This window comes from uncultured Veillonella sp., assembly GCF_937981445.1.
Lineage (GTDB): Bacteria > Bacillota > Negativicutes > Veillonellales > Veillonellaceae > Veillonella_A.
In genome coordinates this window covers 1-22,920 of sequence record NZ_CALJON010000010.1, presented here as the reverse complement: position 1 = coordinate 22,920, position 22,920 = coordinate 1, and the positions used below count along the sequence as shown (strand labels likewise).

The 22,920-nt window shown below is 37.3% G+C and carries 22 protein-coding genes, 1 tRNA gene, 2 pseudogenes and 1 CRISPR repeat array; of the genes and pseudogenes, 4 read left to right on the top strand and 21 right to left on the bottom strand.

All coding sequences use genetic code 11. The features are described 5' to 3' along the window. Positions 1–202: 202 nt before the first annotated feature. The 5 genes from Q0376_RS02455 to Q0376_RS02435 form a co-directional block, all read right to left on the bottom strand. The gene (locus Q0376_RS02455; protein WP_298703704.1) at positions 203–1,111 is read right to left on the bottom strand and encodes a LysR family transcriptional regulator; all 909 of its coding nucleotides are present in this window, start codon (positions 1,109–1,111) and stop codon (positions 203–205) included. Positions 1,112–1,309: 198 nt separating this feature from the next. Beyond that, positions 1,310–2,632 (bottom strand): putrescine-ornithine antiporter, encoded by a 1,323-nt coding sequence (gene potE / locus Q0376_RS02450; protein WP_298703702.1) that lies wholly within the window; start codon positions 2,630–2,632, stop codon positions 1,310–1,312. Positions 2,633–3,390: 758 nt separating this feature from the next. Next, positions 3,391–3,981: a hydrolase gene (locus tag Q0376_RS02445; RefSeq protein WP_298703700.1), complete on the bottom strand. Its 591-nt coding sequence runs from the start codon at positions 3,979–3,981 to the stop codon at positions 3,391–3,393. 116 nt (positions 3,982–4,097) lie between these two features. Further along, on the bottom strand, positions 4,098–5,522 hold the full coding sequence (gene argH / locus Q0376_RS02440) for an argininosuccinate lyase (RefSeq protein ID WP_298703698.1): 1,425 nt from the start codon (positions 5,520–5,522) through the stop codon (positions 4,098–4,100). Then, the gene (locus Q0376_RS02435; protein WP_298703696.1) at positions 5,523–6,758 is read right to left on the bottom strand and encodes an argininosuccinate synthase; all 1,236 of its coding nucleotides are present in this window, start codon (positions 6,756–6,758) and stop codon (positions 5,523–5,525) included. It abuts the gene before it with no gap. Positions 6,759–7,049: 291 nt separating this feature from the next. Between Q0376_RS02435 and Q0376_RS02430 the strand changes: the two genes are divergently transcribed. Further along, the gene (locus tag Q0376_RS02430; RefSeq protein WP_298703694.1) at positions 7,050–7,907 is read left to right on the top strand and encodes a transglycosylase domain-containing protein; all 858 of its coding nucleotides are present in this window, start codon (positions 7,050–7,052) and stop codon (positions 7,905–7,907) included. A 180-nt stretch (positions 7,908–8,087) separates the two neighbouring features. On the opposite strand, the gene Q0376_RS02425 is transcribed toward Q0376_RS02430, so the two are convergent. From Q0376_RS02425 to Q0376_RS02410, 5 genes and pseudogenes are all read right to left on the bottom strand, one after another. Beyond that, on the bottom strand, positions 8,088–8,387 hold the full coding sequence (locus tag Q0376_RS02425; RefSeq protein WP_298703692.1) for a DUF3343 domain-containing protein: 300 nt from the start codon (positions 8,385–8,387) through the stop codon (positions 8,088–8,090). Positions 8,388–8,414: 27 nt separating this feature from the next. Beyond that, a pseudogene (yedF, locus tag Q0376_RS09315) lies at positions 8,415–8,759 on the bottom strand (sulfurtransferase-like selenium metabolism protein YedF); the annotation flags it as partial. A 297-nt stretch (positions 8,760–9,056) separates the two neighbouring features. After that, positions 9,057–9,275 (bottom strand): annotated as a pseudogene (locus Q0376_RS09310) (sulfurtransferase TusA family protein); the annotation flags it as partial. A gap of 7 nt (positions 9,276–9,282) precedes the next feature. Further along, positions 9,283–10,368 carry a selenide, water dikinase SelD gene (selD, locus tag Q0376_RS02415; protein ID WP_298703688.1) on the bottom strand — a complete coding sequence of 362 codons (1,086 nt, stop codon included), beginning with the start codon at positions 10,366–10,368 and terminating at the stop codon, positions 9,283–9,285. Positions 10,369–10,393: 25 nt separating this feature from the next. After that, positions 10,394–10,606 carry a DUF951 domain-containing protein gene (locus Q0376_RS02410; RefSeq protein WP_298703686.1) on the bottom strand — a complete coding sequence of 71 codons (213 nt, stop codon included), beginning with the start codon at positions 10,604–10,606 and terminating at the stop codon, positions 10,394–10,396. A gap of 469 nt (positions 10,607–11,075) precedes the next feature. On the opposite strand from Q0376_RS02410, the gene rbr reads away from it, so the two are divergent. Beyond that, complete coding sequence (rbr, locus tag Q0376_RS02405) at positions 11,076–11,624, top strand: rubrerythrin (protein ID WP_298703684.1); 549 nt, start codon at positions 11,076–11,078, stop codon at positions 11,622–11,624. Between the two features lie 356 nt (positions 11,625–11,980). Here rbr and Q0376_RS02400 read toward each other — a convergent pair whose 3' ends face one another. Genes Q0376_RS02400 through modA form a run of 3 tightly spaced genes read right to left on the bottom strand, consistent with a single transcriptional unit; the run spans position 11,981 to position 14,165 of the window. Then, positions 11,981–12,619 (bottom strand): ATP-binding cassette domain-containing protein, encoded by a 639-nt coding sequence (locus tag Q0376_RS02400; RefSeq protein ID WP_298703683.1) that lies wholly within the window; start codon positions 12,617–12,619, stop codon positions 11,981–11,983. A 13-nt stretch (positions 12,620–12,632) separates the two neighbouring features. Continuing rightward, positions 12,633–13,298, bottom strand: a complete 666-nt coding sequence (modB, locus tag Q0376_RS02395) for a molybdate ABC transporter permease subunit (RefSeq protein ID WP_298703681.1) — start codon at positions 13,296–13,298, stop codon at positions 12,633–12,635. A 51-nt stretch (positions 13,299–13,349) separates the two neighbouring features. After that, positions 13,350–14,165 (bottom strand): molybdate ABC transporter substrate-binding protein, encoded by an 816-nt coding sequence (gene modA / locus Q0376_RS02390; RefSeq protein WP_298703679.1) that lies wholly within the window; start codon positions 14,163–14,165, stop codon positions 13,350–13,352. A 632-nt stretch (positions 14,166–14,797) separates the two neighbouring features. Here modA and Q0376_RS02385 point away from each other — a divergent pair. Next, a complete protein-coding gene (locus tag Q0376_RS02385) occupies positions 14,798–15,778 on the top strand; it encodes an AEC family transporter (protein ID WP_298703677.1) in 981 nt (326 codons plus the stop codon). 245 nt (positions 15,779–16,023) lie between these two features. On the opposite strand, the gene Q0376_RS02380 is transcribed toward Q0376_RS02385, so the two are convergent. Beyond that, positions 16,024–16,839: a dioxygenase gene (locus Q0376_RS02380; RefSeq protein ID WP_298703674.1), complete on the bottom strand. Its 816-nt coding sequence runs from the start codon at positions 16,837–16,839 to the stop codon at positions 16,024–16,026. A gap of 229 nt (positions 16,840–17,068) precedes the next feature. On the opposite strand from Q0376_RS02380, the gene Q0376_RS02375 reads away from it, so the two are divergent. Beyond that, positions 17,069–17,144: transfer RNA gene (locus tag Q0376_RS02375), tRNA-Thr, on the top strand. Positions 17,145–17,237: 93 nt separating this feature from the next. On the opposite strand, the gene Q0376_RS02370 is transcribed toward Q0376_RS02375, so the two are convergent. The 7 genes from Q0376_RS02370 to Q0376_RS02340 all read right to left on the bottom strand — a co-directional run. After that, the gene (locus Q0376_RS02370; RefSeq protein WP_298703672.1) at positions 17,238–17,591 is read right to left on the bottom strand and encodes a hypothetical protein; all 354 of its coding nucleotides are present in this window, start codon (positions 17,589–17,591) and stop codon (positions 17,238–17,240) included. A 233-nt stretch (positions 17,592–17,824) separates the two neighbouring features. Beyond that, positions 17,825–18,270: a CRISPR direct-repeat array (repeat unit 34 nt; unit sequence ACTTCAATCCACACTGCCCACAAGAGGCAGTGAC). 172 nt (positions 18,271–18,442) lie between these two features. Continuing rightward, a complete protein-coding gene (gene cas2 / locus Q0376_RS02365; protein ID WP_298703671.1) occupies positions 18,443–18,733 on the bottom strand; it encodes a CRISPR-associated endonuclease Cas2 in 291 nt (96 codons plus the stop codon). A 4-nt stretch (positions 18,734–18,737) separates the two neighbouring features. Then, positions 18,738–19,769, bottom strand: a complete 1,032-nt coding sequence (cas1c, locus tag Q0376_RS02360; RefSeq protein WP_298703669.1) for a type I-C CRISPR-associated endonuclease Cas1c — start codon at positions 19,767–19,769, stop codon at positions 18,738–18,740. Next, entirely contained in the window at positions 19,766–20,443 is a 678-nt protein-coding gene (cas4, locus tag Q0376_RS02355) for a CRISPR-associated protein Cas4 (protein WP_298703667.1), read from the bottom strand. Before cas4 ends, cas1c begins: the two co-directional genes overlap by 4 nt. A gap of 32 nt (positions 20,444–20,475) precedes the next feature. After that, positions 20,476–21,348, bottom strand: a complete 873-nt coding sequence (gene cas7c, locus Q0376_RS02350) for a type I-C CRISPR-associated protein Cas7/Csd2 (RefSeq protein WP_298703665.1) — start codon at positions 21,346–21,348, stop codon at positions 20,476–20,478. A gap of 40 nt (positions 21,349–21,388) precedes the next feature. Continuing rightward, positions 21,389–22,411 carry a type I-C CRISPR-associated protein Cas8c/Csd1 gene (locus Q0376_RS02345; protein WP_298703662.1) on the bottom strand — a complete coding sequence of 341 codons (1,023 nt, stop codon included), beginning with the start codon at positions 22,409–22,411 and terminating at the stop codon, positions 21,389–21,391. Further along, positions 22,411–22,920 (bottom strand): type I-C CRISPR-associated protein Cas8c/Csd1 (locus tag Q0376_RS02340; RefSeq protein WP_298703660.1); only part of this gene is annotated, 510 nt, incomplete at its 5' end. The genes Q0376_RS02340 and Q0376_RS02345, both read right to left, overlap by 1 nt.

The window sequence follows — 22,920 nt, the reverse complement described above, 5'->3', positions numbered from 1 at the left end:
GTTTGTATAATAACCAATTGTAACTGATTATATTATCTGGTACTAAAAGTTGGTAAAAAGTATAACACTAGATAAAAAGCATAAAACCAACACTATATAAAAAGCATGAGCCAACATCCATTTAAAACTCTAGAGACCTATACTCATATCTCCCCTAAGGAAGCTATAGGCACATGCTTTTTTACATCAAATCTGTACTAACTTAAATTTGGTCACTTGTATTGCGTTTTAATGCATCAATATATAATTGGCAATATTTACCTGGAGCCACCTTATTGTGAAGAATATAGCCAATTTCCATATGGTCATCTACATCAAGAGGAATCGCTAAAATATTAGGGCCATTTAACTTCTCACTAATCACACCACTACATAGAGTATAGCCATTGAGGCCTATAAGTAAATTGAACAAAGTCGCTCGGTCACAAACCACGATATCTTTAGGTCGATCCAAAGTGCTCAACACCTCTTCAGAAAAGTAAAATGAGTTATGAGACCCTTGTTCATAGGACAAGCGAGGGTATGGCTCTAAGTCTTCTAATGTAATAACATCCTTCTTCGCCAAAGGGCTAGAAGAGCTTACAAAGACATGAGGCTTAGCTAAAAATAAGCGATGAAACGTCAAATCATAATGCTTAAACTCTTTGCGTAAAATCGTCTCATTATATTCGTTTAAATATAAAATGCCAATTTCACTGCGCAGTTTAGCTACATCTTCGATAATTTCATAGGTCTGTGTTTCCCGAATACGGAAATCATATTCATTGCCACCATAGGACTTTAATACATCCACAAAAGCTTCAACGGCAAAGGAATAATGCTGAGTGGACACACAAAATTGATGTTTTACAGAGGACTGCCCAAAATATTTTTCCTCAATGAGCGTAGTCTGCTCCATAACTTGTCGCGCATAACCTAAAAATTCTTCTCCATCAGCAGACAGCACCACACCTTTATTAGTGCGCGAAAAAATAGTAATCCCTAATTCTTGCTCGAGCTCTTTAATGGCGGCTGTCAAACTCGGTTGGGCAATAAAAAGCTCCTTAGCAGCCTTATTCATAGAGCCACAGTTCGCTACGGCTACTACATATTTTAACTGTAATAATGTCATATTATCTCCCCTGCACATAATATATCATAATTATGTGCTCTTTTTTCTCAATACCATATTGTACTATTAGTCTTTTTACAAGCTAATAAAAAAAGACTACAACTACTAATTATACCACAGTAGTTGTAGTCTCTATATTATATGTTGTAAAATTTGTTGCTCATAACCTACAAGCTATAAAACTTACACAACAAGCAGTTATCCTTTGCGAAGTTCTGCCACTTTAGGAATCAAATTAAATACTACTTGATATCCAATATAGCCTAAGACGATAGCAGTAATACCACCAATAAGTGGCCCTTCACCAGCCGCATACATAGCGTATATAGAGTATAACAGAGCAAAGAAGCTCAAGCCTGCAATACTACGGCGAATAAACAAGGATGCATTTTCTTCTTTTAATAAAATATTAACGGAAATGCAGCAAAGAATATAAGGGAATACATTGGTTACAACAGCTAAATTAACAAGATTTTCAAATTGATGGCTTAAATTTTCATTTGTAGTCATCAAAGCTAGCGCTGTTTGTACAATTAATAAAATAATTAAACCCCGTACTGGTGCATCAGCCTTATTAACACGGGAGAATACTTTAGGGAAGAATCCTTCTTCAGCAGCACTTTTAAATACACGAGATAAAGTAAACTGCCAGCAAAGGATAGCACCACAGCAAGCAATAATCATCATGGCCATAACAATATGCCCAACAGTTTCATTAAACATGTGTGCAAATACGAGACCAAATGGTGCTGTGGAATGTAACAAATCTAAATTAGGCACGATACCAGCCATAATATTAGTAGACAATACATAAATCACCGCTACTGCAAGAGTGCCAAAAAATGTTGCAATTGGTACATTTTTCTTTGGATTTTCTACAGCGTCCATATTCGCAGCTGCTGATTCAAATCCAAGGAACGCCCAAAGAGTTAATGTAATGGATTCACTAACAGCGCTGAAGAAAGGCATTTGATTAGGATTCCATACAGTTTTATATAATTCTGGATCAAACCAGAACCAACCAAAGGTGCTAACAAATAGTACAGGAAGAATTGAGCCCCATACAGTTACATTACTAATTTTACCAGTACGAGCATTACCGCCAAAATTTAATAAGGCAGCTAACCACAATAAAGCAATAGTAGCCAAACTAAGTTGTACTGGGCTTAAAGACCAATTGAACAGAACTGCTGTGTAGCCTACAGCTGAAATAGCAATAGCTACATTAGCAATTACCAATGAGATGGCATATGAGTAGTTTGCCATAAAATGTCCGGTTCTGCCAAACGCATATTCAGAATAACCGCCCATTCCTCCTGAACGAGTGGTAAACATGCCACATTGAGCAAAAATGTGAGCTAAAATCAAAGACCCAACGGCTGTGATTAGCCATGACAAAACGGAAATAGTTCCTACTTCTGCGAGCTTTGTAGGTAACATAATAATTCCAGCGCCCAACATATTAGCTGCTACGAGTGTAGTTAGCTGGAATACAGACATTTTTTTAGCGGTGCTTTTCATGTATCATTCCTCCCTCATATCAATACGTAGTATTTGTGTAACCTACCACATTGCTACTTATAACATGACCGCTGTCAATACCAGTCCTTGCGGGATGTGCGTGGATGTAGTATTCGACATAACATATGTAGTTTTTTAATGCAGCCTCCCTGCATCTACCGAACTAAGATAATAAAAGTGTCTATTGTCACTTCAACAGAGTGTTTTTTCACTTCTTTTTTCGCATACATCATAACATGTAACCCCCTATAATCAAAGGCTTTTTTCTCATCAGAATATATCATCTAGTTTACAAAAAATTTAAAATAATATCATATTAATTCTAAAAAAAACTGTAAACAACCATATAAAGGGATTCTTGCCACTTTATCTCATTAAAGAGATAAAATTCTTCGTCATTTTTATTACACGATTTGAATAAATTTGAACCAACTAAGACGAACTCATACATTTACTCTATGAAGCTTAGGAAAGACAGGCCTATTCTCCCTATAGTTCTATAGAATCCAATTAACATATATGTTTTCCCATAAGGTTAAAAGCAACTTATCGACAAATCTTATAAGTTTGTCTCAACAAAAAAACGCCTATTAACAGACTCTCTTCTTAGATTTAGGTACTACCTAAATCTAAGGAGAAGCATATTAACAAGCGTCTTATATTAAACTTTAATTTAGTGATGACCTCACCTAGCAAATGTACCAATCCACTGTATATGACATTTTGCAAAACAACATGTTTATCGAGTATACATTGATTTATTGGTGAGCCTCGTATTGCGCGGCAATGTCGTCTTCACTAGCCTGCATAGCTAGTAAAGTCTTATTCAAAAGTTCATCTAGCTCCCAGCCCAAACGTTCTGCCCCTTGACGAATCACATCACGAGAACAGCCAGCAGCAAATTTTTTATCCTTAAACTTCTTTTTCAGACTCTTTAATTCCATGTCCTTAGTAGACTTTGATGGACGCATTAATGCAGCAGCGCCAATTAAACCGGTCAATTCATCGGCAGCAAACAATACTTGCTCCATCAATTCTTTTGGCTCCCAATCAATGCATAAACCATAGCCATGGCAACAGATAGAATAGATCATATCTTCACCAACACCGGCCTCTTTAAGCAATTCCTGAGCCTTTACACAATGTGCCTCTGGATACATTTCAAAATCTAGGTCATGAAGTAAGCCCACCGTCCCCCAATAGTCGCTTTCTGCTTCAAAACCAAGCTCTTTGGCATACCATTTCATTACCGCTTCCACAGTAAACGCATGTTGCAAATGAAATGGTTCCTTATTGTACTGTTTTAATAAAGCTATAGCCTCATCTCTACTTAATTTAGATTCATGCATATAAATCCCTCCTTCATAAAACACATGTTTTACTTATTGTATCACATTCTCATGGACTCTCAAGGTATTTTCATGCCCTAGTTTTCTCACACGTATAATCTTGTAACCAGCCATCCTTACTCAATGGAATAGGCTATACCATGCCATGTTTCAATTTGCCCTTCTTCTTCATCAATTATGGCCTTCGCGACTTTACGCTGACGAGCCACACATTCTGGTGCTGTCCCGCTATAATTTTTACGGCCCTGTATGCACGCTTCAATGGTAATGGCCTCTAAAATATCGGCCTCAAATACAGGGGATATGCTCTTAAAGTCCTCCAAGGTTAAATCAAGCAACACACAATGATTTTGAATGCAGTGCTGTACTGCAGCCCCTACAATAGCATGAGCTTCTCTAAAAGGAACACCTTTTTTCGCTAAATAATCGGCCATATCGGTAGCATTAGAAAAATCGCTAGCCAACACAGCATGCATGCGGTCTCCTTTAACAGTCATCTTTCGTAACATGGCGGCTGTAATGGAAAGAGCAAAGTGCAAGGTATCAATGGTATCAAAAATGCCCTCTTTGTCTTCTTGCATATCTTTATTATATGTTAAAGGCAGACCTTTCATAGTCGTCAATAAACCTAGCAAATGTCCATAAATACGACCTGTTTTGCCTCGTACTAATTCACATACATCAGGATTCTTCTTCTGCGGCATAATGCTAGACCCTGTGCAATGTGCATCATCGAGCTCAATAAAGCCGAATTCTGTACTAGACCACAAAATGAGCTCTTCACTCATACGGCTTAAATGCATCATAGTAGTGGCGGCAAAATGTAAAAATTCTAAAATATAGTCACGGTCACTAACCGCATCCATACTATTTTCATAAATTTTACTAAAGCCCAATAATTCTTGAGTGATACTTTGATCAATATCGTACGTCGTTCCGGCTAACGCGCCAGCCCCAAGAGGCATAACATCAGCATGTTTAAAAATTAAACCTAAATGGTCAAAATCACGTTGAAACATGGAACAATAGGCCATCATATGATGCCCAAAGAGCACGGGTTGAGCCCGTTGCAAATGAGTATATCCAGGCATAATGACATCGTCATATTTCTCCGCCACTTCAACCAAGGCTTTTTGAATATCTACTAAGAGTTCCCCCATATGGACTACAGCTTTACGCACATACATATGAAGAGCCACTGCACATTGATCATTGCGGCTCCGCCCTGTATGAAGCCGTCCACCAGCTTCACCAATAGCATCGGTAAGCCGTTTTTCAATATTCATATGAATATCTTCAAGCCCTACGGAGAATTCAAAGTCTCCCGCTTCAATTTGCGCCTTTATTTTTGTAAGCCCTTCTACAATAGCTTGACAGTCTTCTTCAGAAATAATTCCTTGTTTCGCCAACATAGTGGCATGAGCCTTACTGCCTGCAATATCTTCCGCATACATACGGGCGTCAAAAGCGATAGAAGACGTAAAGTCTTCTACCGCTTTATCAGTACCCTTTGTAAAACGGCCACCCCAAAGTTTAGCCATTTATTTACCTGCCTTTTCTTTCATCAATGCATTAATCTTAAGTGGTAACCCAAATAAATTAATAAACCCTTCTGCATCTTGTTGGTTATATACTTCGTCTTCTTCAAAAGTTACAAATTCTTGATTGTATAAAGAATATGGTGAAGTAGAACCAGCACTAATAATATTACCTTTATAGAGCTTCAAATTCACTGTACCGGTCACAGTTTTCTGTGTTTCATCTACAAACGCTTGTAATGCTGCCATTAATGGTGAGAACCACATACCATCGTACACAAGCTCTGCATATTTATTAGCGATCATTTCCTTATAATGATACGTAGCACGATCTAAGCAAAGATATTCGAGTTCACGATGTGCATACATAATGATAGCGCCACCTGGGTTTTCATAAATGCCACGAGATTTCATACCTACTAAACGGTTTTCAACAATATCTACAATACCGATACCATTGGCAGCACCTAATTTATTCAATGTTTCTAAGAGTGCCAGTGGTGTACCAGCTTGACCATTGACTTTAACAGGTACGCCATTTTCAAACTCAATACTCACTTCTGTCACTGCATCAGGTGCCTGCTCAGGAGATTTACTTACAAGATATACATCATCCTTTGGTGCATTAGCAGGATCTTCTAAATCGCCACCTTCATGGGATAAATGCCATACATTTTGGTCCATGCTATATGGATGAGATTTAGTTGCTACCACCGGAATATCATGCTTAGCTGCAAATTCCATGCAGTCTTCACGGGATTTGAGTTCCCATTCGCGCCATGGCGCAATAATCTTAGTATTTGGTGCCAAAGCTTTAATAGTAAGTTCAAAACGAACTTGGTCATTCCCCTTACCAGTAGCACCATGAGCGATAGCATCGGCTCCTTCTGCCTTAGCCACTTCCACTAATTTCTTAGCAATTAAAGGACGGGCAAATGAAGTTCCTAGTAAATATTTGCCTTCATATACGGCACCAGCCTTAACAGTAGGCCAAATATATTCAGCTACAAACTCTTCTTTTACATCTAAAATATACGCCTTAGATGCACCAGATTTAATAGCTTTCTTCTCTACTGCATCATAGTCTTCAGGTTGCCCTAAATTGCAGCATACGGCGATAACTTCGCAACCATAATGTTCCTTTAACCAAGGAATGATGACAGATGTGTCAAGCCCACCTGAATAAGCTAATACGACTTTGTTTAATTCTTTCTTTGTTGCAGTTTTAACTTCACTCATGATAAACACCTCTTAATTCTCTTATTGCGCTCCTATAGAGTTCTCCCTCTTAATTACTATCTCTTTAGAATCCTTTTAGAGGGAAATGCATTTGTTTTAAATTCATGAACCATATTATACACACTAGTGAATATTAATGCAAGCATTTTTGTAAATTTATACTCACTTTTTTAAATTTTAATACAGAGATACACAAATTTTCTATTTTTCTAGTACATGTGCCCACAAATTATTGTCTATTTTATTTATAAATAACTATATTATTTTAATTCTTAATGATATGATAGAGCCATGAAAAAATTATTCTCATGGCTCATAAAGCTTATAGTACTTTTTGTTATCTTAGGTGCTGGCCTTTATTGGTTCGCTGGCTACACACCAGAAACAACAGGGTCTGAGCGGGGACCACAAACAACTAAAGAACAACAACTGGAATCCTCTGAAGACCAGTTGACACGTACAGATCGTATTTATCGTCTATTCCATTTTGAAGACGCTGTAGAAACAGCTATGAATCAACGGGTGCCACAAAGTCAGCGTGTTAAAGGAGACGCTATTAGCAAAGACTTAAAAATAGCTTTAGTGGCCACGGAGGACAAGCGATATTATGACCATGGCGCCATAGATGCCTTTGGCATTGCTCGCGCTTTTTACACCAATCTAACAGCCGGTGAAACCCTTGAAGGCGGAAGCACCATTACGCAACAGTTAGTAAAGAATCTCTTTCTCTCGTCCAAGCGTATTATGTCTCGCAAAGTCGAAGAAGTACTATTGGCCTATTTAATGGAGTATTATTATACAAAGGATGAAATCCTTGCCATGTATTTAAATACAATTTATTTTGGTAATGACTATTATGGTCTAAAACAGGCTAGCGAAGGCTATTTTGATACGGACCCACAGAATTTGACCTTAGCCCAATCAGCGCTGCTCGCTGGCATGCCACAAGCTCCGTCCTATTATAATCCATTTACTAATTATAAAGCGGCTAAAGCACGGCAACGAACCGTATTAAATCTTATGGCCCAACAAGGCATTATAAGCGCAGCCGAAGCAGACAAAGCCTATTACAGTGATCTTAACCTAGCTAAACCATTAACGGATGAAGATATTGCTAGAAAAGAACAAGAAGATTTACATAATGAATAAAGCATTTAAATAATGAGTTCCCTCATTATACTAAGGGAACTCATTGCATAATGAATAACTACTTACGTAATAAATAAATTAAAAGGAGTCATCACAAGAGCACAATGCTCTATGATGACTCCTTTTCTCTCTTTCCCTAGTAGTGTATAACGCCCTCAACTCAATGATACATTCGTACTACTATTTGAATTGCGCAAGCTCCTTATAGGAAATTTTTCTACAAATAGCGTTCTTTTTACTATACTCGTATAAGCCAGAATGTGATATTTGTTCCTCTTTAAAAAGGCCTAGCACAGTTCTAACAACGCTCCACAAGGAAGTGCGTTCTAACTGCTCAACTTTTAGTAAAATACAGAGTCCACAGGTATTTTGCAAACTTATTGGTGTCGGAATCAGTCGATAGGCTATGTCTGATTTCGCCAATAGGGCATCGGCCTTGTTTGCTAAATAATAATCAGTAAATAAAATCAATATATCCATGATATCTTATCCAAATTCCCTAGGCTCTTATAAAGTAACCATCGGTTCCATCATCATAGCATCTGTTATAGCATATAGATTAGTAATACTGCCTACGGCTACTTTATCTTTAAGTCCATAATACTCTAGGCAAATACCGCAAGCGGCAATTTCTACGCCGGCTTCAGCCAAGGCTTGAAGATTTTCCAAATGAGGTGATTCCTGTGCTACCATTTTTACGCCACTATTAATAAAGAAAATAGCTTTAGGTTTTACATCTGCTTCAGATACACAATACCAAAACGTCTTCATCAAGGTTTGCCCTAGCTCTTCACTACCTTCACCTAAATAGTTCTTAGTCACTAGCAAAGTCTTCCCACTGTAGGAATTCACACCTGTAGCCCCCTCAGCTTGAACATGACTCACGATGCCACAAGATGTACTTACATTAGGACTCACAAAAAGACGCCCTTTAGTGCTTTCCACAGGACCTGAAACAGCGCTCGTTGTAGGATCATCGATTAAACCCGTATCAGCACCTGATAAACTCATATCAACACCCTTTTTTATAAGTCGGCCAGAGCCTATAGCAATACTTTCTTTAGGCATAAGGCCTGGCATATGGGTTGCTGCAGCAGCTGACCCAAAAGGTGAGGCTCCATCATCCTCTACTTGTACACCCTTAAAGGTAATATAAAAATCAGAACCATCTTCTTTTACCGCCACATCCCGTTGTCGAGACTGTCCGAATTTCACTACATTATCACGGCTCACTTCATTATCCACAATAGTAGTAAGCTGGGCCTGTGGATACGCATCCATGGCCGCTTTAGCTTCAATAACGGGAATCGGACATAGACTACCACGCACATCCACTAATACAGTACCATCAAAGAGACGTTCATACACATGAGTTCTATTCTCTACAGCATTCTCTCTTTTTGTTGACATATACAAAGGCATCTCCTTTCTCTCTTACATGCCCAATAATAGCCGCTTTTATAACACCTGCCTCTTGTAGGGCTTTCACTAAAGCCGATGCTTCATCTTGAGACACCGCAAAAAGCAGTCCCCCTGATGTTTGTGGGTCAAAACAAATGTCTGACCATACCTCCTCGAGGCTTTCATCTATAACGACACTCGAAATCGCCTTTTTATTACCATATGTTGCCGCTGGAACGAGTCCCATTTGAGCGGCTTCTTTTACATCACTAAAAATTGGCACATCTTCCATATAAAATGTTACTGAACAGTTACTGCCTTTTGCCATTTCTAGACCATGTCCCATAAGACTAAAGCCCGTTATATCTGTACAACAATGGATGGTAAAAGAGCTTGCCACCTGAGCTGCTACCTTATTTAACGTGCACATACTTAATTCCGCTTCTTTTACACCATTTGGAAATAACTGCCCTTTCAACGCCGTTGTCATAATCCCCGTGCCTAAAGGCTTCGTCAAAATAAGAGCATCCCCGGGCTTAGCACCATGATTTTTCCAAATAGACTGTATCGGTACCGTACCTGTAACAGCAAGTCCAAAAATAGGAACTTCATTCTCTATACTATGACCACCTACTACGGCCACTCCGGCCTCCCTAAGGGCTTCATTGGCCCCTTTAATCACGTCAGCCAAAGCACCCCGTTCCACTAAGGGAATCGGGAAAGCCACTAAGTTCATAGCTGTAATAGGTGTACCACCCATAGCATATACATCACTTAAACTATTCACCGCTGCAATTTTACCAAATAAAAATGGATCATCTACAACGGGCATAAAAAAGTCAGTAGTCTGCACTAATCCAAGGTCATCAGTAAGCTGATAAACACCAGCATCTTCAGCGCCCTTCATATCCACTAGAACGCGTTCATTAGTAGGAAAATCCACGCCACGCAAAACCGCTTCAAGCAAATGTGGACCAATCTTACAAGCACAGCCCCCTTTAGCTGCATATTGGGTCAATCGTATGGCCTCTTTATTATCTCTGGAGACGCTCTTAGTCATCTCGCTTTCACTGTTCTCTTTCAATTTATGCCTTACCTTCATTTTCTGGCAAGCGTGACACAATCTTCTTAACAGCCTTTTCAAACTTTGGCCGTGCAATCATGACTTGATGACCACAACCTTTACACACAATACTAAAATCAACGCCAATACGGCGTACTTCCCATTCATCACTGCCACAAGGATGGGCTTTTTTCATTTTTACCACATCCCCTACATAATATCTTACAAAGGCCATATAGCGCTCCTCTCCAATATAATATATTTTTTTATTTTTATTATACCATTAAAATACGTCTTTTATGGCTTTATTTTACACACTTTGTGATGATTTACATGTAAATCTTATAGGCAGAACTATCAGTTCATTCTCATTGTAAATCTACAAATTTGACAACCATTATCATTTAGGCGTTTCCTATCTCTAAGCAGCCAGAAAAACCGCCAATAATCAAAAAAGTACGATAAAACAAGGCATTGATAAACATTATCAACTAGAAAGTTTTTATCTTTTTTTTACTTTTCACCCTTGATTTTCTCAATTTCATGTCTTATAATGTAATCAACAATGATTATTCATTAGTTTGAATTGTTGTTACTAAACAAGTTTATTTTTAAGCTATTTAAAAGTTTATATCTACAATTTGAATGTAAGTTCATCAAATTGCAAACGCCCTAGTGGGCCAAAGAAAAGGAGTGCGATTTCTATGTCAGAATTAAAAGGATCAAAAACAGAACAAAATTTACAAGCTGCATTTGCTGGCGAATCTCAAGCTAACCGCAAATATACTTACTATGCAGCAGCTGCTCGTAAAGCTGGTTTGAACAAAATTGCTGATTACTTCGAAGAAACAGCAATCAACGAAAGCGCGCATGCTAAAGTTTGGTTCAAATTATTACATGGTGGCGATGTAAATGCCGACGTAGTTGTAAACCTTAAAGATGCTGCAGCTGGCGAAAACTACGAACATACTGAAATGTATCCTGAATTTGCTAAAGTTGCAAAAGAAGAAGGCTTCACTAAAATTGCTTACTTATTCGAACAAGTAGGTAAAATCGAAGCTCGTCACGAAGAACGCTATTTAGATCTTGTAAACTTCGTAACTGAAGGTCGCGTATTCAAACGCGAAAAACCAGTTGCTTGGATTTGTGCAAACTGCGGTTACATTCATGTAGGTACTGATGCTCCTCAAGTTTGCCCAGTATGTGCTCACCCACAAGCATTCTTCTCCCAATTCCAAGAAACTAACTTATAATTAATAGCCTAAAGTAAGGCAAAATACCAAGCATACATGCTCATTTCTTCTAGCAAGTGCATATTAACTCTATCCAAGTGGAGATAAAATATTACAAGTGTAAATCAATCGCATCAAGAGATGCCTAATTTCATAAGTAATTATATGTAGTACTAGAAAATCAGACTATAAGTTTAGTCCCTGAATCAATGAAACAAGTGTTATTTTAAATATTGCATAGTGCAAAGGTACTTTCGCCAAGTGGCGTGCTATATTAGAAACCAAGTGGTTTCCAAAGAGAAGTACAAAAAAGCCCAGTGGATTCGTCCACTGGGCTTTTTATGTATTCGTAAATTGGGTGACACCATTCTAATACTCTAAATCGTCCCTTCATGAGTTACCAATCGACCTTCCGTACAACGCCACCAAGCGTCCCCCACTGCCTCAGCCTCGTCTTGATCATGTGTTACCCATAAACAAGGAATGCGCCATTCTTTTATAATATCAACTAAATCGTTGCGCACTTGTTTTCGCAAATCCCAATCTAATGATGACAAGGGCTCGTCAAGCAATAAAATACCAGGTTTTGCATATAAGGCACGACCTAAGGCTACACGCTGCTGTTCACCTCCGGAGAGTTGCCCCGCTTTAGTCTCTTTATATGGCACCAATTGTAATCGTGTCAAAATCCGTTCCAGTAAGGCTTCATCACCGCGTTTACTGTACATAATATTGCGCTGTACACTCATGTGGGGAAATACAATATTTCCCTGTGGCACATAGCCAACTAAACGTTTTTGAGGCTCTATAAATATATGTTTATCCCCATCAAACCAAAGCATATCATCAAATACTACATGACCAGCTTGGGGCCTAATCAAACCAGCCAAGCTTTTAATAATAGTAGATTTGCCACTACCAGACGGACCCGTAAGAGCCGTAATACCTTTTGTTAATCGCCCACTGGCTTTTACTATCAAAGTAGAACGCGCTACTGTAATATCAAAATCTAACATGCCTCATCTCCTATCAGCGACCTGCACTATTAAATAAGCTTCCTTTTGTAATAAAATGCACAAACCACAGGAGCCCCAAGGTTAAAATGCAAATATATCCAACTAATTCAAAGGCCCCTTCATAATCACCAAATTCTACTAATGAATATATGGCTAACGGCATGGTGCGTGTGAGTCCTGGAATATTACCTGCAATCAATATAGTCGCACCAAATTCCCCTAGCGCACGACAAAAAGCTAAAATAGCCCCCGTTACAATGCCTTTCCAAGCCAAGGGCATGGATATGGTAAAAAATATACGAAGTTCAGACGCTCCAAGGGTACGGGCTACATCTTCCATAGTGGAATCAACCGATCCCAATGCGGCTCGCACAGTTTGATAAAAAAGGGGAAATCCAATAATGGCCGCTGCTAAAATAGCGCCACCTTTAGAAAATACAATGCCTAATCCATGAGCTTCAAGCCAAGCACCTAAGGTATAGCCTGGAGAAAACATAACGAGCAACGCAAAACCTACCACCACCGGTGGCAGTACTAATGGTAATGTTACAATAGAGTCAATTAACGCCTTACCGGGAAACGAATAGCGCTTTAGCATGTAACATAGCCATAAGCCAACGCCTACTATGCCGATTAAAGCAATACTTGCTACCTCAAGAGATAGCCACAAAGGACTCATGTATAAAAACCTCCTACTCAAACTCTATTCTACCTCTAAGTTATAAAACTATTAAGGCGTCGTGAAACCATATTTTTGCAATACTTGCTGTGCCTCATTACTTGTTAAATATGTATAAAAAGATTGTGTCAATGAATTGTCATATTTAGGCACAACAGCAAGGGGATATATAATAGGCGTATGACTTTGTGCCGGTGCCGTATCGGCAATTTGCACCTTATCCTTTAAATCAAGCGCATCTGTTTTATACACAAATCCCGCTTCAGCAGAACCTTCTGCAACATAAGCGGCTACAGATTTTACATCCTTGCCATAAACAATGCATGGTTCCACTTGATTCCACAAATTTAAATGACTTAGCGTCTCTTGTGCATATCGACCAGCTGGTACTGTTTCTATAGTTCCTAAAGCCAAACGCTGCACCTGTGGAAGTTGCTCAATAGTAATTTTTTCATGCCCTTGCTGCGTTATTAGGACCAATGAATTAGCCGTGAAGGGCTGTACTTGTGTCACTAAGCCTTTATCTTCCAATAACTTCATATTTTTTTCGTCAGCTGAAATAAACAGACTCACTGGAGCCCCTTGTTCAATTTGTTGACGCAATGTTCCAGAACCGCCAAAATTAATTGCAATCTGTTCCTCTTTTAAATTATGGGCCTTAATAAAATTCGCCTTAAGTTCAGTCAGAGCTGCTTGCAAACTAGCTGCCGCAGATACGGTTATCTTTTGATTCCCTAGCTCTGTAGCACCAGTAGAAGCACTGCTGCCACTATTAGAGCTATCAAAACTGCTACAACCACCTAATACCAGGAACATAACGCCTAGTAGCAGAACAACTACTAATCTATATATATTTTTCCAATTCATATATGCCTCCAATATATCTCACTCATATATGCTTTCAGTAATCTCAATCTCTATATGCTCTCAAATAGTCCTAACTCATCTATACATTCAACAGCCCCAGTTCCTATATGCCTTCAATACATTCAGTTCATATATGTTTCCCATAGTTCAAGTCACCTATTTGTCCCATCTGTTCGATTCAAATAGGGACTCTATAGCTCGTAGCTCATAGCTCATAGCTCGTAGTTCATAATAAACACTTACTACTCATTATAACGAATCAACGTATAAATTGTAAGTTAAGTCAAACAATCTAATTTCCTATTTTTCTTCCCTATGTTTCTGCATCAGATTAAAACTTCGTTTAACACTATTTTATAGATAGTAAATCACATCTGATTAACAACTCTTTTGCGACTTCCTTTTAAAGATTATTAAATCGAATCTAACTAGCGCTTCTTTTACCCTTCGATAGATAGTAAACCGCATCAAGCGAGCACTTTTTTGATTCAATTTCGTATATAAATTTTATTGTCAACTCATCTAGAATTCGGTATAGTTATATATATAACACAATTTTTTTGTAGAATTAACAAAAATTAGGTAAGAGTAAGTACTATAAATCTATACCTTGGCCAAAGGGGGCTATTTCATTGACTTTATTTTTACATATTTTTTGGACCAGTGTTATACCTATTCTGGCCCTAGTTGTGGTTGGCTTTATCTTAGACAAAAAATTTAATCTCGATTTACGATCCTTAAGTAAATTAAATTTCTTTATCTTATTACCGGCCTATGTATTTCGTTCACTCTATACAGCCCATTTAAATCACGAAAGTATAGAGATTGCCATTGCTGCTTTTGTTATCCTATGTTCCAATGGTATCATGGCTTGGGGCGCGTCCAAATTCATGGGCTATGATCAACGGAAAACTCAAATTATTAAAAATGCCACCATGTTTAACAATGGCGGTAATATCGGTATTGCTATTGCAACCTTCGTATTTTCTAATATGCCCTATATAGTAGATGGTCAAACGCCCTATCTCGATATCGGCATTGTGGCCGTAATTGGCACCTTCATTATTCAGACTATATTTTGTAATACGCTCGGCTTCTATCAAGCAGGCAGTGGCCTCCTAACAAGACATGATGCCCTGCAACTAGTCTTTCATATGCCAGTGCTCTATGTGGCTCCATTAGCTTTACTACTTCGCCTCATACCCTATGATTTGACAACCTTTGTACTTTGGTCGCCAGTCAATATTTTTGCTAGTGCCTTCGTTGGTATGGCTATGATTACCTTGGGCGTTCAAATCAGCCGGACACCTTACAATTTTTTCAAAAAAGACGTCATGGTTGCCACTACACTCCGTCTCATTGGCGGACCTTTACTCAGTGCCTTCGTCATGTTCCTCTTTATTATTGGTTACGGCCCCGTACATCCTGTAGCGGCTCAAGCCATTATTATTACCTACAGTGTACCTTCAGCAGTAAATACAGCTCTCATTGCCTTTGAAATGAGAAATAATCCTGAACTAGCTACCCAAATTGTAATGGCTACCACTGTCTTATCAGCTATTACCTTGCCATTGGCCATTATGTTTGCCTACTATGTATATCCTATTTTATAGGGGCTCTACCTATAAAAATACAGTCCATAAATGCAACGTATAACCAATATATACAAGCGGTTAAGTACAGCTAATACGTTTACAGACGATTAGAATACAATCGGTAAAAATATAATTGATACAACATAATTGGCATAATATAATTGATACAACATAATTGATACAACATAATTGGTACAATACAATTGATAAAACACAAAAAGCTCATCTACATTCAATGCCTGTAGATGAGCTTCTTTTTTTATCTATTCAAGTCCCCAACTTAAGGACGTCATACTTAAACTGCCCCACACATAATCATGAGCACTCATAACATATGGTTCTAAAGCCAGTTGCTTTGCATCACCAGCACCTAGCACGGCACCTAAGCAATAGAAGAGTGGTGCTAAATGGTCCGGATATTGTGCCGCGACCTGAGCCCCTTCAATTTGTTCCCACTGCAAAGCCCCTACTAAGTCATTATCCTTAGTAGGATTTAATTTACGTAACAAAGTCTCTTCAAACGCCTCAGCTAATGGCAATGGTGTATTTCCTAAATTAGGATTAATTAAGCGTAAGTTATGAACAATATCACCACTACCAATGATTAATACACCTTCATCGCGAAACGGACTCAATAATTGCCCTAAAGCAAACCATTCGCGAGCATCCACTGTGTAATTAACAGATAATTGAACTACCGGAATCTTAGCATCTGGATACATTTTTAATAAAGGCGCATACGCACCATGGTCATAACCGCGGTCAGACTGAAGCATCACCTTCGAACCTAATAAATCAGTAACACGCCCAATGAGTTCCTTTGACGTGTGCGCTGGATATTGCAATGCATAAATAGGATCTGGAAAACCATACATATCATAAATCATGCTAGGCTCAGCATCAGCTTGTAATAATGTCTCCTTTGTATACCAATGAGCGGAAATCATTAAAATAGCCTTTGGTGTAGGAATCTTTTTAGCCATAGCTTCCCAATCCTTTGTCCAAGGATTCTCTTCAATTAAATTCATAGGCGAGCCATGGCCAATAAATAGAACTGGCATTTTTTTGTTTGTAGACATAACCTTATATCCCCCTCTTAAAAAGCAAATGACTACGATTCATATAAAAAGTATCTCTGCTAACAAAGATGAACTTGTAATGTATATCATTTCAACTTAATAATAGCACAGTCTATTTCATTTCGCAACATTAATAATACTGCTGCTTCATTTTGCAATACGAAGAATCTTAAAACTGTCTTAACCTTGACGAATCATATCAAATTCGCTAGAATAACAAAGTAGACATGCTGGTATAGCTCAGTTGGTAGAGCAACGCATTCGTAATGCGTGGGTCGTAGGTTCAAATCCTATTACCAGCTCCATAGAGAAAATAAAAAGCAGTGGATGCCCTACGGCTCCACTGCTTTTTTCTATTTTTTTATCCTACGCTGACTTCCCCATGACTAGGATATGAATTAATTATTATACGTTGGCTTTTTAGCAAATTTGAGAGCCGTATAAAACAACTGACTTACTTGTTGCCCTGTTTCTGTCTCCAATGAGTAATTATGATTATAATGATCTAGACTCATGTCAACAGAGTTTTGCTTATGCCACATTGCAACCTGCTTATATTCCCATTGTGTACTATACACAAACTTAGCAGTAAATCGAATAGTTCCATCTCGTTTTTGAACAACACTATCATCGATAATGTAAATGTCTGCATTCGCTACATGTGCACCCCATACATCAGTTGCACTAGCCTCTTGTCCACCAGCAACCATTAATACCATGGCTAATACTATCCCCATAAAAAACTTTTTCATAAGAACAACTCCTTCCTGAAAATAAAAAGTTCTTAAATTTATTATATCCACAATAAAAATCTAAAAGATGATGTTTTTAATACAATTTGATATAAATAAGCAAGATTTACTATCACCAACATAAAAATAATCTAGCCAAAGCTCTCGTTTCAATATAAACATATAAAAATCTATCCACTCCAATCTATAAAAATCACTAATCTAATAACTTAATCCTAAAAACCTCACTAGTTCACTTAAGCCACACTGCCCACAAGAGACAGTGACTCGTTGGCGCGGCACCAATCCATTTAGCTGCGTACACTTCAATCCACACTGCCCACAAGAGGCAGTGACACTCTAAAATTGGTATTGCAGCCGTTGGCATTAACACTTCAATCCACACTGCCCACAAGAGGCAGTGACCGGGTGTGATTTTGGCGCAATACGCCGCTGCTATACTTCAATCCACACTGCCCACAAGAGGCAGTGACCAAGGTTCTTGTCTGTCCACTCATTTATGAGTGCACTTCAATCCACACTGCCCACAAGAGGCAGTGACAGTTTTAAAGCGTGCAGACGGTACCTCAATAATTGACTTCAATCCACACTGCCCACAAGAGGCAGTGACGTAAGCGTCAATTTCAGGATACACATGCAAGCGTTACTTCAATCCACACTGCCCACAAGAGGCAGTGACAGCTACATATGGTAGATAACTACCAATATGTAACAAATTGTTACATCTATAATTAACAAAAATTATAGATTGACGTAACACTTTTTAGTTAATTTAATATATAAATAGTATTTTTAGTGCGAATCCCCAATATATTTACCAACTAATTTACATTCGCACTATTTTTATTCATTTAAATTATTAATGGTGCCTCTACATCATAAGCTCTATTAACACCCATATGCTCAATACTACTCTTATAATTTTTACCTAAACGATAAAATCGCAAATTATCAACGTCATTATCAATAATTGTGCCTAATTTATGTTTCAATAGTCTAAATTGTCCTTCATCAACACTACATTCAAACACTGAATTTTGAACTCTTTGTCCATAATTTAAACAAACTTTAGCAACATTACGTAATCGCCGTTTTCCTTCCCTAGACTCTGTATTAATATCATAAGTAATCAAAATATACATTAAATCACTTCCACATAAAAACAGGATAAGCATCTAAATCACCCCGTAAGTATCTCGCATATAATAGGGCTTGCACAAAAGGAACTAATCCCCAGGGGACCTTCTCTTCTATAAAAGGATGTATTAAGTCTTCTTTTTTTCGCTCTTGCCATTTTGAAATAACTGTACGCCTAGCCTCATCACATAGCAATACAGCTCCATTGCTCTCCTCTGTGAAATCATTAGATTTAACTACTTTTTTATTTATAAGCATTAAAACAAATCGATCAACTAATGGCGCACGTAATTCTTCAAGTAAATCTAAAGCAAATGAAATTCTTCCTGGACGATCTACATGCATTACTCCTGCATATGCGTCTAATCCTACGGACTCTAATGCGCTAGCAACATCATTGCCTAAAACGCTGTACATAAAAGAAAGTAGCGCATTAACTCGATCTAAAGGTGGTCGCCGAGATCGTACAGTAAACTTAAAATCATCTTTTTGATTTAAAATTAATTCATCGAATACACCGAAGTATTCTGATTGAGCGATCCCTTCAATCCCTCGCAATTCATCCATATTTTTGACGTTTTTACACTGAGATATATAACGAGACAAATTTTGGGATACAGTGCACAAATCACTACTATTAATGCGTTCTCTATATTGTCTAATATATCGTTCTAACATCCATTTCTCATTATATATTTTAGCTGAAATAATGTGCTTTGATACTACTAATGCTCGGTCAAAATCATCACATAATCTATATTGTTGTCTACGTAATAATATGTTGCCATGAGATTTTCCTTGCATCCGACTAATAAGCCGCCCTTGCGCAGTCATAAACGCAATACCAATCCCTAACTCCATGCACCGTTCCAAAAGTTTAGGACTAATGCCACTATAAGCAAATGTTACAATATCTTGAATATTATGAAGAGGGTATCGCCCTAATATGGTCCCCTCCTTTTTCAAAACTATGTTCTCTCCTATCGTAGATAAATATAGTTCTGGAGTCATAACATACAATGTATTTTGTAAAATTTTCATTCATTCAACCGCCTTTGTATATATACTTCAGCAGATTTCACTTTTCGTAATTCTGGTAAACAAATATCACGGAGAGAGCAGGACCGACATCGCGTCTTAGTTTTCACTTTTGGAGTATATTTACGATCATAATAGGAACTCATTTCTTGTATAATATCTTTTAGAGTGCTTTTCAATTCACTTGTGATTGTCACCCAGTCTCTGCGATGTGTCTCATGATAGTATAATACAGCTCTTTCTATAACAACTCCCATCATCTCCTCTAAGCACACTACTTGTGCTATTAACTGCAGTACATCGCTTAAATCGTCCTTTGATTTCCCCCTCTTATATTCAACAGGAACCACTTTATAGCGCTTATCATATTTACTAAAATAATCGCCTGTAGCATCTTCAACTAATTCAACTACATCACAAATTCCCCGAATTCTTAACTTGTGAGAAATAACAGGTAAAGAGCGTAAGATTCTTTTTCCCTTTATTTTCTCATCATTACGGCCAAAATCTACATTTTCATGCTTAATAGAGCCATCAATGGTAAAAAAGTTATCCTTCCATGCTTGCTCAATATGAATTAAAGCCCACTGCCTCCGACAAAAAATAAAGTGCTGTATTCCTGCAATCTGTAAATATGAATCCTCTTCGTTCAATATTTTACTTGTACTGGCATCCATATCAATACATCCTAAATAGTAAAATTATTCATCTAATTAATCTTTTCTAAAATAGTATCATCCACAATTTCAACTACTAATCCCTTAGATTTATAATGCTCAAAATTCTTCTCATCTAATGCTATTGTATAATCAGCAAAAGACTTTGGCATTTCCTCACTACTTCGTTCAACTTGTACTAAGTTATGAATTTTATGAGCACTAGCACAGCCTAATTTATTAGGATGTGTAAACCAATATAATCGCTCAACAGTCATACTTCCTTCAGGTCTTGCTGCCGACATATCATTTTCAAACATTGTATACAATGCTTGTTTTACTAATTCAGCATCAGCATCACTAAATCCCGTTTTTTCAGCAAAGTAACAATTGATACTCCCACACACCTTATATAAACCAAACTCTACAAAATGTTTAGTGCCCATAGTATCTGAAGATCGTTTCCCCACTTCAGATTTCATCCCATTAGTACTTCTTGTAATCTGCATAGAAATAACATCTACTATATCCAAACTCTTGCCGCGACTAATTGATACAGGGCCCCTAATACCAATGGAACGTTTTTGAAATGTCACGACTTGACCAAAAGCTCTAACATCAATCCATTTTTTGCAAGATTCTTCTATAACCTTTTCAGTTGAATCTTTTTTATCAAACATCTTATCAAAACGCTCTTCTAAAGACTGAAAACCATCATCAATACGTCCTTGTGCTTGTACAAAAACCTCATTACCCATATCTTGAAAACGATTTCTAATTTTACGTTTAATAGCTACATCAGATACTTCACCATATCCCTCATAGTCTGTACGAGGTAAGTTCCCCATTAATGGATCCCCATTAGGATTGGCACCATTAACTGAAAAAAACAATACGAAGTCAATTTTGCTACTTAAAGTACTCATAATAATTCCTCCCAATAATATAACTCAAAATATAAACAATTTATTCCTCTTTGCTTTTTGCCTCATTTTTCTTTTCATAATTTTTTTCTTTTTGTGCATAATAGCCTAGTACAAAATCTTCATTTAATACTCGCTTATTTCTATTTTCTCTAGATTCATTTAAATCTTGAAGTAACCCGTATATTTCCCCTAGTGCCTTTTCATATTTTATAACTAATCCTATTTTCTCCTTCTTTTTAAGAATACTCTTATATGGCATGATTTTACGTTCTAAAATAGCTGCAGTTTGTAAAGGTCTAAAAATCATAGAGCTCCATAATTTCTCAGCATTAGTCACTCTTCCCTCTGAACCATGTCCCATCGCATCAAGCTCTATCTTTTCATAGATAGCCATAAGTCTTCCATACAAAAAACTTCTTGAATTTAGCATAATTATATTCCCTTCTACATCTAAAACTGGTTCTCCTTGATCTGCTTTATATTTTTTTATAATACTACAACAACGATAAAGTACTACATTCCATAATTTGGGATATGAAGAACGATTAACGATTCGATTAAGAGCAGTCATAATAAAATCTTTTGGCATTGAGCGTCCCATAAAAACACAAGGTATTAATCGTTCTAAATTTTTACGTACAATTTTTTTATTTTTACAAAAAAGTCCTTTACTATCTTCATCGCCATAAGCAAAATGTATTAACTTTTCCAAACTAGGGGCAATAAGATCGTATTTTTCTACTTTTTTATTCCATTTTGGCCAAGCTAAATCTATATACCACTTCTGTACTCGCTCTTTAATTTCTGACAAAGAAAATCGTTGAAAGTACTTTACAGACATCCGTCCATCACTACTTTTTTCTAATATAAGAACACAAAAGTAATCATCTAAACTATTATATTTAACGCTTTTTCTCCCTACAAAATATTTCTGTAAGTTCGCAGCTCTATAGCCACCTAAAATATCATTAATGACTATCTCATCATCCTCATCATAATATGCATCATCATATGCATCATATTTGTCTATTATCATGTCTTCATCAATTGGTAACTTATCCACTATTTCCAAATTATACAGTTAGAATTTTCCCCCAAATAATAATGATATGCTGAATTGTCTAGCAAATATTTCAACATATTATGAATTTTTTCTGATGACTCGCTACCTAAATGAAAAATTTCATCCCCACTAACTAAACGCCCAAAGAATTTTTTAGGGTTATTGCTACTTATTAATTTAGCTTTACCAGTTACACCTTTATGCCTTATGCTACAATATGTTCTCTCGCCTGAAATATCACAATAATCTTGCTCTTCACTTTTGTTTTTATTCGTAACATACGCTCTATAAATTTCGTGCAATTCTCTATTTCTAGATAAACTAATAACCCCTCTTCTAGGATCATCAATAGCAAATGTAACAAATATTTTCTCTAGATTAAGTTTTTGCTCTTTCCCATCTTTATTATAAATAAGCTCATATTGTTTTAAACTATAACTTTCACTACCAACAACAAACTTTGCCAAATCACTTAAAAGTGTTCCCTTTTGAACATATTTATAAATTAT